This window comes from Fusibacter sp. 3D3, assembly GCF_001748365.1.
Lineage (GTDB): Bacteria > Bacillota > Clostridia > Peptostreptococcales > Acidaminobacteraceae > Fusibacter_A.
The window spans coordinates 70,167-82,896 of record NZ_BDHH01000021.1 but is presented as its reverse complement, the minus strand read 5'-3'; the positions used below and the strand labels follow the sequence as shown (position 1 = coordinate 82,896).

25 protein-coding genes are annotated in these 12,730 nt (G+C 37.6%); all 25 read left to right on the top strand.

The features are described from left to right. A partial coding sequence (locus F3D3_RS19510) for an EF-Tu/IF-2/RF-3 family GTPase (protein ID WP_242877173.1) occupies positions 1 to 511 on the top strand: 511 nt, incomplete at its 5' end. Positions 512 to 796: 285 nt separating this feature from the next. Continuing rightward, complete coding sequence (gene rpsJ, locus F3D3_RS19505) at positions 797 to 1,108, top strand: 30S ribosomal protein S10 (RefSeq protein WP_069876114.1); 312 nt, start codon at positions 797 to 799, stop codon at positions 1,106 to 1,108. Positions 1,109 to 1,206: 98 nt separating this feature from the next. Further along, positions 1,207 to 1,839, top strand: coding sequence for a 50S ribosomal protein L3 (gene rplC / locus F3D3_RS19500; protein WP_069876113.1), 633 nt, complete (start codon positions 1,207 to 1,209; stop codon positions 1,837 to 1,839). A 24-nt stretch (positions 1,840 to 1,863) separates the two neighbouring features. Beyond that, positions 1,864 to 2,490 (top strand): 50S ribosomal protein L4, encoded by a 627-nt coding sequence (gene rplD / locus F3D3_RS19495; RefSeq protein ID WP_069876112.1) that lies wholly within the window; start codon positions 1,864 to 1,866, stop codon positions 2,488 to 2,490. Continuing rightward, positions 2,490 to 2,780 (top strand): 50S ribosomal protein L23, encoded by a 291-nt coding sequence (gene rplW / locus F3D3_RS19490; protein WP_069876111.1) that lies wholly within the window; start codon positions 2,490 to 2,492, stop codon positions 2,778 to 2,780. Before rplD ends, rplW begins: the two co-directional genes overlap by 1 nt. 24 nt (positions 2,781 to 2,804) lie before the next feature. Then, a complete protein-coding gene (gene rplB / locus F3D3_RS19485; RefSeq protein WP_069876110.1) occupies positions 2,805 to 3,635 on the top strand; it encodes a 50S ribosomal protein L2 in 831 nt (276 codons plus the stop codon). A gap of 33 nt (positions 3,636 to 3,668) precedes the next feature. Next, positions 3,669 to 3,941: a 30S ribosomal protein S19 gene (gene rpsS, locus F3D3_RS19480; RefSeq protein WP_069876109.1), complete on the top strand. Its 273-nt coding sequence runs from the start codon at positions 3,669 to 3,671 to the stop codon at positions 3,939 to 3,941. Between the two features lie 29 nt (positions 3,942 to 3,970). Then, positions 3,971 to 4,306 (top strand): 50S ribosomal protein L22, encoded by a 336-nt coding sequence (gene rplV, locus F3D3_RS19475; RefSeq protein ID WP_069876108.1) that lies wholly within the window; start codon positions 3,971 to 3,973, stop codon positions 4,304 to 4,306. 16 nt (positions 4,307 to 4,322) lie between these two features. Continuing rightward, the gene (gene rpsC / locus F3D3_RS19470) at positions 4,323 to 5,087 is read left to right on the top strand and encodes a 30S ribosomal protein S3 (protein ID WP_069876107.1); all 765 of its coding nucleotides are present in this window, start codon (positions 4,323 to 4,325) and stop codon (positions 5,085 to 5,087) included. Positions 5,088 to 5,120: 33 nt separating this feature from the next. Beyond that, a complete protein-coding gene (rplP, locus tag F3D3_RS19465; RefSeq protein ID WP_069876106.1) occupies positions 5,121 to 5,552 on the top strand; it encodes a 50S ribosomal protein L16 in 432 nt (143 codons plus the stop codon). A 1-nt stretch (position 5,553) separates the two neighbouring features. Continuing rightward, a complete protein-coding gene (gene rpmC, locus F3D3_RS19460; RefSeq protein WP_069876105.1) occupies positions 5,554 to 5,748 on the top strand; it encodes a 50S ribosomal protein L29 in 195 nt (64 codons plus the stop codon). Between the two features lie 17 nt (positions 5,749 to 5,765). Next, complete coding sequence (rpsQ, locus tag F3D3_RS19455) at positions 5,766 to 6,020, top strand: 30S ribosomal protein S17 (RefSeq protein WP_069876104.1); 255 nt, start codon at positions 5,766 to 5,768, stop codon at positions 6,018 to 6,020. Between the two features lie 25 nt (positions 6,021 to 6,045). Next, positions 6,046 to 6,414, top strand: a complete 369-nt coding sequence (gene rplN, locus F3D3_RS19450) for a 50S ribosomal protein L14 (RefSeq protein ID WP_069876103.1) — start codon at positions 6,046 to 6,048, stop codon at positions 6,412 to 6,414. 17 nt (positions 6,415 to 6,431) lie between these two features. Further along, positions 6,432 to 6,743: a 50S ribosomal protein L24 gene (gene rplX / locus F3D3_RS19445; RefSeq protein ID WP_069876102.1), complete on the top strand. Its 312-nt coding sequence runs from the start codon at positions 6,432 to 6,434 to the stop codon at positions 6,741 to 6,743. 25 nt (positions 6,744 to 6,768) lie between these two features. Beyond that, positions 6,769 to 7,308 carry a 50S ribosomal protein L5 gene (rplE, locus tag F3D3_RS19440; RefSeq protein ID WP_069876101.1) on the top strand — a complete coding sequence of 180 codons (540 nt, stop codon included), beginning with the start codon at positions 6,769 to 6,771 and terminating at the stop codon, positions 7,306 to 7,308. A 12-nt stretch (positions 7,309 to 7,320) separates the two neighbouring features. Further along, on the top strand, positions 7,321 to 7,506 hold the full coding sequence (locus tag F3D3_RS23530; protein ID WP_084389180.1) for a type Z 30S ribosomal protein S14: 186 nt from the start codon (positions 7,321 to 7,323) through the stop codon (positions 7,504 to 7,506). 24 nt (positions 7,507 to 7,530) lie between these two features. After that, positions 7,531 to 7,929 carry a 30S ribosomal protein S8 gene (gene rpsH, locus F3D3_RS19435; RefSeq protein ID WP_069876100.1) on the top strand — a complete coding sequence of 133 codons (399 nt, stop codon included), beginning with the start codon at positions 7,531 to 7,533 and terminating at the stop codon, positions 7,927 to 7,929. 24 nt (positions 7,930 to 7,953) lie between these two features. Next, positions 7,954 to 8,499 (top strand): 50S ribosomal protein L6, encoded by a 546-nt coding sequence (gene rplF / locus F3D3_RS19430; protein WP_069876099.1) that lies wholly within the window; start codon positions 7,954 to 7,956, stop codon positions 8,497 to 8,499. A 19-nt stretch (positions 8,500 to 8,518) separates the two neighbouring features. Beyond that, positions 8,519 to 8,878: a 50S ribosomal protein L18 gene (gene rplR / locus F3D3_RS19425; protein WP_069876098.1), complete on the top strand. Its 360-nt coding sequence runs from the start codon at positions 8,519 to 8,521 to the stop codon at positions 8,876 to 8,878. A 17-nt stretch (positions 8,879 to 8,895) separates the two neighbouring features. Further along, complete coding sequence (rpsE, locus tag F3D3_RS19420; RefSeq protein ID WP_069876097.1) at positions 8,896 to 9,402, top strand: 30S ribosomal protein S5; 507 nt, start codon at positions 8,896 to 8,898, stop codon at positions 9,400 to 9,402. A 12-nt stretch (positions 9,403 to 9,414) separates the two neighbouring features. Then, positions 9,415 to 9,591, top strand: a complete 177-nt coding sequence (rpmD, locus tag F3D3_RS19415) for a 50S ribosomal protein L30 (protein WP_069876096.1) — start codon at positions 9,415 to 9,417, stop codon at positions 9,589 to 9,591. 19 nt (positions 9,592 to 9,610) lie between these two features. Next, a complete protein-coding gene (rplO, locus tag F3D3_RS19410) occupies positions 9,611 to 10,051 on the top strand; it encodes a 50S ribosomal protein L15 (RefSeq protein WP_069876095.1) in 441 nt (146 codons plus the stop codon). Continuing rightward, the gene (gene secY / locus F3D3_RS19405) at positions 10,052 to 11,317 is read left to right on the top strand and encodes a preprotein translocase subunit SecY (protein ID WP_069876094.1); all 1,266 of its coding nucleotides are present in this window, start codon (positions 10,052 to 10,054) and stop codon (positions 11,315 to 11,317) included. Positions 11,318 to 11,327: 10 nt separating this feature from the next. Beyond that, complete coding sequence (locus F3D3_RS19400) at positions 11,328 to 11,972, top strand: adenylate kinase (protein WP_069876093.1); 645 nt, start codon at positions 11,328 to 11,330, stop codon at positions 11,970 to 11,972. Positions 11,973 to 11,974: 2 nt separating this feature from the next. Continuing rightward, positions 11,975 to 12,721 carry a type I methionyl aminopeptidase gene (gene map, locus F3D3_RS19395; RefSeq protein WP_069876092.1) on the top strand — a complete coding sequence of 249 codons (747 nt, stop codon included), beginning with the start codon at positions 11,975 to 11,977 and terminating at the stop codon, positions 12,719 to 12,721. Positions 12,722 to 12,730: the final 9 nt, after the last annotated feature.

The window sequence follows — 12,730 nt, the reverse complement described above, 5'->3', positions numbered from 1 at the left end:
GGTAGCGACAGGCAGAATAGACAGAGGTATCGTAAAAGTTCAAGAAGAAGTAGAAATCGTAGGCTTGACAGGAGCGCCAAGCAAAGCAGTCGTAACAGGCGTGGAATTGTTCAAGAAATTACTCGATCAAGGTCAAGCGGGCGATAACGTTGGTTTGCTTTTAAGAGGCGTACAAAGAACAGAAATTCAAAGAGGCCAAGTACTTGCTAAGCCAGGTACAATYAAGCCACATACTAAATTTGAAGCGCAAGTATACGTTCTTACAAAAGAAGAGGGTGGAAGACATACGCCGTTCTTCAAAGGCTATAGACCACAGTTCTTCTTCAGAACAACAGATGTAACAGGTTCTGTAAGCTTACCAGATGGCGTAGAAATGTGTATGCCTGGTGACAACATTGAAATGAACATCGAACTTATTTCACCAATCGCGATAGAAGAGGGTGTAAAATTCTCAATTCGTGAAGGTGGTAGAACAGTAGGTTCTGGTAACGTTAATAAAATTACTCAATAAGAGCTTGTATTAGAATTGTTGATGTTTACAAAAAGTTAATAATTGACTTTGCAAATAACCCCTTGCATTATGCGAGGGGTTATTGTATACTATACTGGTGCACTAATGCGATGAAGTGGAAAGTTACTTATACTGTGAGAGAATTTCCATGGAGAATTGTCCATACGCGATATGGGCGACGAGTTTGTTTTTTCATTCAAAGGTGAAACACCCGGCGCAGTGGACGACGAAGTACTCGGTCGTATGATCGCAGTCAACGTACGATAAAAAGAAGGAGGTTAAACAATGGCTAACAAGCAAAAAATTAGAATCAGATTAAAATCATTTGATCACAAAATCCTTGACAACACGGCTCAAAAAATTGTTGAAGCAGCAAAGTTAACAGGAGCAGATGTGGCTGGACCAATTCCATTGCCAACAAAAAAAGAGATCATCACAATCTTAAGAGCGGTTCATAAATACAAGGATTCTAGAGAGCAGTTTGAAATCAGAACGCACAAAAGACTCATTGACATTTTAAATCCGCAACAAAAGACAGTTGACGCTCTTATGAAGCTTGAATTACCTGCAGGCGTAGATGTAGAAATTAAGCTTTAAGAATTAGAAACTAAGATTTCGGTTTAAATAGATAAACCTGATTTTTTAGTATGATTACAGAAGGTAATCCGCTGTAAAATTATTAGGAGGTGCAAGGCATGGTAGGAATTATCGGTAAAAAAATCGGTATGACCCAAGTATTTAATGAAGCAGGCATTGTAACACCTGTAACAGTTGTTGAAGTTCAGCCTATGGCAGTAACTCAAATTAAAACTGTAGAAACAGATGGTTACAACGCAGTTCAGGTTGCTTCAGGTGTAGTTAAAGACAAACACGTGAACAAACCTAAAAAAGGACATTTTGACAAAGCAGGTGTTCCTTACAGAAAATCTTTAAAAGAGTTCAGAGTTGAATCAACTGAAGGCTTCGAAGTGAAACAAGAAATCAAAGCTGACATTTTTGAAGAAGGTCAAATGGTTGATGTAACAGGCACTTCTAAAGGTAAAGGAACTGCTGGTCTTATTAAAAGACACAACAAATCAAGAGGTCCTGAAACTCATGGTTCTAAATTCCATAGAGGTCCAGGTTCGATTGGTGCAGCATCTTACCCAGCTAGAGTTGTTAAAGGTATGCCAATGGCAGGTAGAATGGGTAATGAACAAGTTACGGTTTTAAACCTTGAAGTTGTAAAAGTGGATCTCGAAAGAAATCTCTTATTGGTTAAAGGTGCAGTGCCAGGACCAAAAGGCGGTCAAATCGTGATTAGAAAAGCTGTTAAAGCAATAAAATAATAGCTGATGAAAGGAGGAAGCACAGTGCCTAAATTAGACGTATTAAACATTTCGGGACAAAAGGTCAGTGAAATAGAGTTAAATGAAACTATTTTCGGAATAGAGCCAAATATACCTGTAATGCATGAAGTTGTTAAGAACTACTTAGCAAATCAAAGACAAGGTACTCAATCTGCTAAAACAAGAGCGGAAGTAAGAGGCGGTGGCAAAAAGCCATTTAGACAAAAAGGAACTGGTAATGCAAGACAAGGTACAATCAGAGCACCTCACTATATTGGTGGTGGCGTGGCGTTTGCACCAAAACCAAGAAGTTACAGATATTCATTGCCTAAGAAAATGAGAAGACTTGCGCTTAAATCAGCGTTAAGTGCTAAAGTAAGAGACAATGAAGTCATCGTGATTGATGAGTTTGCTTTAAGCTCACCAAAAACAAAAGAGATGCTTAAAGTTTTAGACAACTTAAAAGTAGCTGGTAAAAAATCTTTATTTGTAACTTGTTGCAAAGACGATGTTTTAGTAAGATCAGCAAGCAACATTGAAGGCGTTCAAGCTTCATTTGTTGGACAGATCAATGTATATGAAATCTTAAATCATGACTACTTTGTTGTGACTAAGAGTGCAATCGAGAAATTTGAGGAGGTGTACGCGTAATGAGAACCTCTTACGATATTATCATTAAGCCAATCGTTACAGAAAATTCTATGATGCAAGCTGCAGATAGAAAGTACACATTTGAAGTGCAAAAAGGTGCTAATAAAACACAAATTAGAAAAGCAGTAGAAGAAGTTTTCGGCGTTAAAGTAGAGAAAGTAAATACTTTAAATGTGCCAGGAAAATTGAAGAGACAAGGCAGAAACGAAGGCTATACTAGAAGCTGGAAAAAAGCAATCGTAAAATTAACTGCAGATAGCAAAACTATCGAATTCTTTGAAGGTATGTAATAAAAACTCGAAGGAGGTAAAACCATGGGAATTAGAGGCTTTAAACCGACTTCACCTGCTCTAAGACAAATGACAGTGTCAACATTTGAAGAAATTACTAAAAAACAACCAGAAAAAGCATTGCTTGTAACCCTTAAAAAGCATTCTGGTAGAAATAATCAAGGTAAAATCACTGTGCGTCATAGAGGTGGCGGAGCGACTAAGAAATATAGAATCATTGATTTCAAGAGATTAAAGGACGATGTACCTGCAAAGGTAGAAGCGGTTGAATATGATCCGAATAGAAGCGCAAACATTGCACTTTTATCATATGCTGATGGCGAAAAAAGATATATCCTTCATCCAAACGGTTTAAAAGTTGGCGATGTTGTCGTATCTGGTGATCAAGTGGATATCAAAGTGGGCAATGCAATGCCACTTATGAATATGCCAGTTGGTACGATCGTTCACAATATTGAGATGAAAGCTGGCAAAGGCGGTCAATTGGTTAGATCTGCAGGTAATTCTGCTCAATTAATGGCCAAAGAAGGTAAAAATGCACTTTTGAGATTGCCATCTGGTGAAACGAGATACGTGAGAAAAGAGTGTAGAGCAACAGTGGGTCAAGTCGGTAATATCGACCATGAAAACATCACTGTAGGTAAAGCAGGTAAGAAAAGACATATGGGTATTAGACCAACTGTCAGAGGATCTGTAATGAACCCTAACGATCACCCTCACGGTGGTGGTGAAGGTAAATCACCTATTGGTAGACCAAATCCAGTTACACCTTGGGGTAAACCAGCTCTTGGTTACAAGACAAGAAAGAAAAACAAACATTCGAACAAATATATTGTTTCTGCTAGAAAGAAATAATTTTAGTTCTTAAATCTGAAAGGAGGACAGATCATGGGAAGATCTCTTAAGAAAGGACCTTTTGTCCATAAAGGCCTTTTGAAAAAAATAGAAACAATGAACTCGAACAGTGAAAAGAAAGTTTTAAAAACTTGGTCGAGATCATCAACTATTTTCCCACAAATGGTTGGTCATACTATCGCAGTTCACGATGGAAGAAAACATATTCCTGTTTACGTTACGGAAGATATGATCGGACATAAATTAGGTGAATTCGCGCCTACTAGAACTTTTAGAGGACATGCAGGCGATAAGAAGAGTAAATAAACGTAATAATCCGAAAGGAGGCCATCAGAATGCAAGCTAGAGCGGAAGCTAAGCACGTAAGAATTTCTCCTCGCAAAATGAAGCCAATTGCTGATTTAGTGAGAGGAAAAAATGTTAAAGAAGCACAATCAATTTTAAAATTCACACCTAGAAAAGGTGCAGAGATATTTTTAAAAGTCTTAAATTCAGCGATTGCAAATGCTGAGAACAATCATCACATGGATGTAGAAGCTTTAATCGTAAAAGAAATTTACGCAAATCAAGGCCCTACATTAAAAAGATGGAACGCTGGATCTATGGGGAGAGCAAATCCTATTCTTAGAAGATCTAGTCATGTTGGCGTAGTAGTCGCGGAAAAAGAGTAAAAGGAGGGTGCACTGAATGGGTCAAAAAGTTAGCCCACACGGACTCAGAGTTGGAGTCATCAAAGATTGGGACTCAAAATGGTATGCAAATAAAAGAAACTTCGCAGATTTATTAATCGAAGATTTCGAAATCAGAAAGCATGTAAAAGGTAGACTTTTTACAGCAGGTATTTCAAGAATCTACATTGACAGAGCGGCAAATGATAAAGTTCATATCAATGTATTCACGGCTAAACCAGGTATGGTTGTTGGTAAAGGCGGAGAAAACATCAAAGTATTAAGAGAAGAACTTGAGAAATTGACGAAAAAATCGATTCAATTAGATATTTCAGAAGTTGACAATATTGATTTAGATGCTCAGTTAGTTGCAGAAAACGTAGCTTTTTCATTAGAAAAACGTGTTTCGTTCAGAAGAGCAATGAAACAAGTTATTGGAAGATCTATCAAGTCTGGCGCAGAAGGTATCAAAGTTCAAACATCTGGTCGTTTAGGCGGCGCTGAGATGGCAAGAACTGAAGGTTATTCTGAAGGCAATGTACCTTTGTCTACACTTAGAGCTGATATTGACTATGGATTTGCAGAAGCAGATACAACATACGGCAAAATCGGCGTAAAAGTTTGGATTAACAAAGGCGAGATTTTACCAAGCGTTAGTGAAGAAACTAGACTCAGAAGAAAAGAAGCTAGAAAAGTAACTGACAAACGCCCACAAAGAGGCAACAGACCTGCTCAAGGTGGCCAAAACAGAGGACCAAGAAAGCCAAGAAATAACGATAATTAATAAGAAAGTTTTGTGAAAGGAGGCAACTACCATATGTTAATGCCTAAAAGAGTAAAACGCCGTAGAGTTCACAGAGGTAGAATGTCGGGTACTGCTCAAAAAGGGAACACAGTGACTTACGGAGATTACGGTTTAGTTGCTATGGAGCCTGCTTGGATTACAGCAAACCAAATTGAAGCAGCCAGAATTGCTATGAATAGAAAAATGAAAAGAAGCGGTAAAGTTTGGATTAAAATTTTCCCTCATAAGCCGGTAACACAAAAACCTGCTGAAACACGTATGGGTGCTGGTAAAGGTTCCCCTGAATACTGGGTAGCAGTTGTTAAACCAGGTAGAGTGATGTTCGAACTTTCTGGAGTAGACGAAGAGATTGCAAGAGAAGCAATGAGACTTGCAGCAAACAAATTACCAATCAAGTGTAAATTCGTTAAGAAGGAAGACGCTATCGAAAAGGGTGGTGAATAAGTTGAAAGCAAACAAAATTATAGAAATGACTTCACAAGAATTAAATGATAAAATTGTCGAGTTGAAAAATGAGCTCTTCAACTTAAGATTCCAATTAGCAACTGGGCAATTAGATAATCCTATGCAGATTAAAGCTATAAAAAAGGACATTGCGCGTGCTAAAACGATCTTAAGAGCTAGAGAGATCAAAGCATAAGCGAAGGAGGTTACCCTGTGGAAAGAGGAAGAAGAAAACTAAGAGTCGGATACGTTACAAGCGATAAGATGGATAAAACAATCGTCGTTACAGTAGAAGACTTCATTCGCCATCCACTCTATGGAAAAAGAGTTAAAAGAACAAAGAAATTTAAAGCACATGATGAAAATAATCAATGTGGTATAGGTGATAAAGTAAGAATTATGGAAACTAGACCACTTAGCAGAGATAAAAGATGGAGACTAGTTGAAATCGTTGAAAAAGCTAAGTAGATTTAGCTAAGAGGAGGAAAAAAGCATGATCCAAAACGAAACTCGTTTAAAAGTTGCTGATAACTCTGGCGCGAAAGAAATACTTTGTATCCGTGTATTAGGTGGTTCAAAGAGAAAATACGGTAATATCGGAGATGTTATAGTAGCGAGCGTTAAAAATGCAACACCTGGCGGAGTTGTCAAGAAGGGTGACGTCGTTAAAGCTGTTATAGTTAGAAGCAACTATGGTTTAAGAAGACCTGATGGTAGTTACGTCAAATTCGACGAAAACGCTGCAGTAATTATAAAAGATGATCTATCTCCAATGGGAACTCGTATCTTCGGACCAGTTGCTAGAGAGTTAAGAGACAAGAAGTTTATGAAAATCGTTTCTCTAGCTCCAGAAGTTCTTTAAACTTAGGAGGTGTAGTAATGCATATTAAAAAAGGCGATACAGTTATCGTAATTGCTGGGAAAGATAAAGGCAAAAAAGGCAAAGTGTTAAGCGCTAATCCAAAGACGGATAGAATTATTGTTGAAAATGTCAACATGGCGACTAAACATCAAAAACCTTCTGCGAAAGTACAGCAAGGTGGAAGAATCCACAAAGAAGCACCGATTCATGTCTCTAATGTACTTTATTATGATACAAAAGCTAAAGGTGGTACAAGATTAGCTTCTAAATTATTAGAGAATGGACAAAAGGTAAGAGTATCTGTGAAAACAGGTGAAGTAATAGACTAATCCAGTGAGAAAGGAGGTTTAACTCATGGCAAGATTTAAAGAGAAGTACAATAATGAGGTAAAAAAAGCCTTAATGGAAAAATTCCAATATAGTAATGTAATGCAACTTCCAAAAATCGAGAAAGTCGTAATCAATATGGGACTCGGTGATGGTAAAGACAATCCAAAAGTAATCAAAGCTGCCGTTGATGAATTGACAACTATCGCTGGACAGGCACCTGTGATTACAAAAGCAAAAAAATCAGTCGCGAACTTCAAAGTGAGAGCTGGTATGAATGTTGGTGCTAAAGTAACCCTTAGAGGTGAGAGAATGTATGAATTCTTAGACAGATTTATTACAATCGCTTTACCAAGGGTAAGAGACTTTAGAGGTGTTAGTGCTAATTCTTTCGACGGAAGAGGAAACTATACTTTAGGTATTAAAGAGCAGTTAATCTTTCCAGAAATCAACATTGATAAGGTGGATACTGTAAGAGGTATGGACATTACATTCGTTACTTCTGCAAAAACTGATGAAGAGGCAAGAGAATTATTGAGATTGATGGGAATGCCATTCGTTAAGTAAGGAGGGATTATAGTGGCTAAAACGAGTCTTAAAGTTAAACAGTCAAGAACACAAAAGTACTCAACTAGAGAATACAATAGATGTAGAATCTGTGGAAGACCACATGCTTATTTAAGAAAATATGGAATTTGCCGTATCTGCTTTAGAGAATTGGCGTATAAAGGTCAAATTCCTGGCGTTAGAAAAGCTAGCTGGTAAGAAATCGGAAGGAGGTAAATACTCATGGCTATGACAGATCCAATTGCTGATTTACTGACACGTGTACGTAACGCTAATATGGTTAAACATGCATCAGTAGATGTTCCAGCATCAAATGTTAAAAAGAAAATCGTTGAGATCCTTTTACAAGAAGGATACATCAAAGGATTTGATGTAATAGAAGACGGTAAACAAGGTTTGATTAGAATCGAACTTAAATACGGCGATAGCAAAGAACGTGTTATCACTGGACTTAAAAGAATCTCTAAGCCTGGCTTAAGAGTTTATGCAAAGAAGACAGATGTACCAAAAGTTTTAGGTGGATTAGGTGTAGCAATTATTTCGACTTCAAACGGTATCATCACTGATAGAGAAGCTAGAAAGCTTGAAGTAGGCGGCGAAGTAATCTGTTACGTATGGTAATACGAATAACTAGGAGGTGTGACAATGTCGAGAGTAGGTAGATTGCCTATTACAATACCTCAAGGAGTTCAAATTGCGGTTACAAGTGAGAACTTAGTAACTGTAAAAGGGCCTCTAGGAGAATTGTCAGAGCAAATAGACAAAGACATTAAGATCGATATAGATGGTGAAACATTAACAGTTGTAAGACCATCTGATAATAAGAGACATAGAGCGTTGCATGGTTTATCAAGAGCGCTTATCAACAACATGGTTGTTGGTGTAAAACAAGGTTTTGAAAGAAAACTTTTAATCGTTGGCGTAGGTTACAAAGCTGCTAAAAACGGTAAAAAATTAGAATTACAATTAGGTCATTCTCATCCAGTTGTTATGGAAGATCCAGATGGCATTACAGTAGAAGTTGTAACGCCAACTGAACTTATCGTTAAAGGGATCAACAAACAAAGAGTTGGTAACTACGCTTCGAAGATCAGAGAGTGGAGAAAACCAGAACCTTACAAAGGTAAAGGCGTTCGTTATGCAGATGAGAACGTTATCCGTAAAGAAGGAAAAACTGGTAAGAAAAAATAAGAAAGGAGTGGCATAACTAATGGCAAGTAGAAATGAAAATAGAAAAGCGCGTCATATGAGAGTGCGTAAGAAAATTTCTGGTAACGCTGCGAAGCCTAGACTAAATGTTTATAGATCAAATCTTAACATTTACGCGCAAATTATTGATGACGTAACTGGAAACACTTTAGTTGCTGCTTCTAGCCTTGAAACTTCTGTTAAAGAAAAAGTTTCGAATACTGGAAATAAAGAAGCTGCTAAATTAGTTGGTGAGTTAGTAGCTAAAAAAGCGCTTGAAAAAGGCATTGAAAATGTAGTTTTCGATAGAGGCGGTTACCTCTACCACGGTAGAGTAAAAGAACTCGCTGAAGGCGCAAGAGAAGCAGGACTTAAATTCTAGATTAGGGAGGTATGCAAATGAGTCGTCATTTGATTGATGCTAGTAAGTTAGACCTCAAAGAACAGGTTATCAATATAAATCGTGTTACTAAGGTTGTTAAAGGTGGTAGAAATTTTAGATTCAGCGCATTAGTTGTTGTTGGAGATGAAAATGGCCATGTTGGAATTGGTACTGGTAAAGCAAAAGAAGTACCAGAAGCAATTTCTAAAGCAATTGAAGATGCAAAAAAACGTTTAATTTATGTTCCAAGAGTAGGCACTACTGTACCACATAATATTGAAGGACATTATGGCGCTGGCGCTGTCAGAATCATGAAAGCTTTCGAAGGTACAGGTGTTATTGCTGGTGGTCCTGTTCGTGCGGTATTGGAGCTCGCGGGTATTAAAGACGTTAGAGCGAAATCATTAGGAAGTAATAACCCTAGAAATATGGTTAATGCAACGATCGATGGTCTTAACAATCTTAAAACAGCTGAAGGTGTGGCTAAATTAAGAGGTAAGACTGTAGAAGAAATCTTAGGTTAGGGGGTATGAACCTTGGCTACAATTAAAGTAAAATTAGTAAAAAGTACAATTGGTGTTTTGCCAAAACATAAACAAACTGTTGAAGCATTAGGCCTTAGAAAAATCGGTCAAGTGGTTGAAAAACAAGACAATCCTCAAATGAGAGGTATGGTTAATCGAGTCAATCACTTAGTTCAAATAGTAGAGTAATCTTAAAGGAGGTGTGACCATGAGACTTCATGATTTAAGACCAGCAGAAGGTTCTACTAAGTCTAGAAAAAGAGTTGGTAGAGGTACGGGTTCTGGTTCAGGTACAACTGCAGGACGCGGTATGAATGGTCAAAATTCACGTTCGGGCGGTGGTGTAAGACCAGGCTTTGAGGGCGGTCAGATGCCATTATTCAGAAGAATTCCAAAAAGAGGATTTAACAATAAATTCAAGAAGCAATGGACGATCATCAATATAGAGTTATTAAATAACTTTGAAGATGGAACAGAAATTACGCCTGAATTGTTGTTAGAAACTGGTGTAGTTAGCAAATTAAATTACGGTATTAAAGTATTAGGCGATGGAGAATTGAATAAAAAGCTTACAGTAAGAGCTAACAAATTCACTCAGTCAGCGATAACTAAAATTGAAGCTGCTGGAGGAAAGGCAGAGGTGATCTAATTGTTTTCTACACTTAAAAACGCTTGGAAAATTCCTGATCTAAGAAAGAGAATCCTCTATACTTTTATGATGATCGCAGTTTTTAGATTAGGATCTACAGTACCAGTACCAGGAATTGATAGTGCAAAGTTAGCAGCAGCGTTTGCTAATAGTGAAGATGGCTTATTAGGATTATTTAACCTTATGAGTGGTGGTAACTTTAAGACATTTACCATTTTCGCATTGGGGATTAGCCCATATATTACGGCTTCAATCGTGCTGAACCTTTTACAGATTGCTTTCCCTTCTTTAGAAGCGTTAGCAAGAGAAGGTGAAGAAGGTAGAAAGAAAATCGCTAGATACACACGTTATTTAACAGTTGTTTTAGCGGTGATTCAGGGAGTCGGATTCAGTCTAGGTTACTTCCAAAGATTTTTCTTAAACCCAGGTGCATTTTCAACATTCATTTCTGTGTTGACCTTAACGGCTGGAACAGCGTTCTTAATGTACTTAGGTGAGAAAATAACGGAAAATGGTATCGGAAACGGTATTTCACTTTTCATCTTTGCGGGAATAATTGCTAGAGTTCCTGAAACGACATTTTCAACAATTAACAATCTCAAAATTGGGCAGGTTAATTTGATTCAAGTTATTATATTCTGTCTAGTGGCAGTCGCAATTATATCAGGTGTTATCTTTATTCAACAAGGACAGAGAAAAATTCCTGTACAATATGCGAAAAGAGTAGTAGGTAGAAAAATGTATGGTGGACAAAGCACGCATATACCTCTTAAGGTTAATCAAGCGGGTGTTATTCCAGTCATATTTGCAATTTCAATATTAATGTTTCCGCTTACAATTTCAGCGTTTTTCCCAGGTTCTGGGTTTGCAGTCTTTGTAGGAAAATGGTTAAACCAAACCTCAGTTTTATATAATGTACTTTATGCAATTTTGATATTTGCCTTTACATTCTTCTATACGAATGTAACATTCAATCCAATCGAAGTTTCAGACCGTTTAAAAACGAATGGTGGATTTATTCCAGGTATTAGACCAGGTAAACCAACAGCGGAATATCTTGGTAAGTCATTAAATAGAATCACAGTTGTAGGGGGATTATTCTTAGCTGCCATTGCGATTTTACCAAACTTCTTAGGAGCACTTACGAATACAAGCTTTAGTTTCGGGGGTACATCGCTACTCATCGTTGTTTCTGTTTCGCTTGAAACCATGAAACAAATTGAAGCTCAAATGCTCATGAGACATTATGAAGGCTTTTTAAGCTAAGGGGGTATAAATGAGATTGATCTTATTGGGCCCTCCCGGCGCTGGTAAAGGCACACAAGCTGAATATATCACCTCAAAATATGCGATTCCGCATATTTCAACCGGTGATATATTCAGAAAAAATATTAAAGAAGGCACAGAACTTGGGAAACGCGCTAAATCATTTATTGATCAAGGGGCTTTAGTACCAGATTCACTTGTCGTCGAAATTGTTGAAGATCGCTTAAAAGAAGCGGATTGTAAAGATGGATTTTTATTAGATGGTTTTCCGAGAACGGAAGTTCAAGCGGAAGAACTCGACAAAGTATTAAAAAATCTTGAAGTATCGCTGAATGCAGTGATCAACATCAAAGTTAATCCTGAAGTTTTAGTTTCCAGAGCGGTCGGCAGACGTATTTGTAAAAATTGTGGTGCAACGTATCATATTCACAATAATGCTTCAAAAGTTAAAGGCGTTTGTGATAAATGTGGTGGTGAACTGTACCAACGTAGTGACGATGTTGAGGAAACGGTTAAAAACAGAATTAATGTATATATGAATGAAACAGCACCGTTAATCAGCTACTATTCTTCAAAACATGTTCTTGTTGACATAGAAGGTGAACAAGATATAAAATTGGTATTTGAAGATATCGTAAAAGCATTAAGGGGCTAAGCATGATTGTTATAAAATCAAAACATGAAATTGAACTGATGCAAGAGTCTGGACGTATTGTTGCATTAGTTCATGAAGCAATAAAGGAAGCGATAAAACCTGGTATCACAACAGGAGAGCTTGATCAAATTGCTGAGAAATTGATAATTGCGCACCAGGCAGTGCCTTCATTCAAAGGCTATGGGGGCTTTCCAGCTTCCATATGTGCTTCAATCAACGATCAAGTGATTCACGGCATACCTTCTGATACAGTGTTAAAAGAAGGCGATATAATCAGCATTGATGTCGGTGCATTTAAAAACGGCTATCATGGTGATGCTGCTAGAACTCATCCTGTTGGCAAGGTGAGTGAAAATGCTTTGAAACTAATTAAAGTCACTGAAGAAAGCTTTTTTGAAGGACTGAAATTTTGCAGAGTGGGCTATAGACTCTTTGATATTTCAAATGCCATTCAAAAATATGCTGAAGATCAAGGCTTTAGCATTGTGAGAGACTATGTAGGACATGGGATTGGTACTAAGCTTCATGAGGAGCCGGCGGTACCTAACTATGGACCAGCTGGGAAAGGTCCAAGACTTGTTCCAGGAATGGTACTTGCAATAGAGCCAATGGTTAATGAAGGTGGTTTTAACGTTAGAACCCTTGGAGATGACTGGACGGTTGTAACAAAAGATGGTAAGCTTTCTGCGCATTATGAGCATACAGTTGTCATCACCGAAAACGATCCAATACTTCTAACGAGTTTATAATAAGCGAGG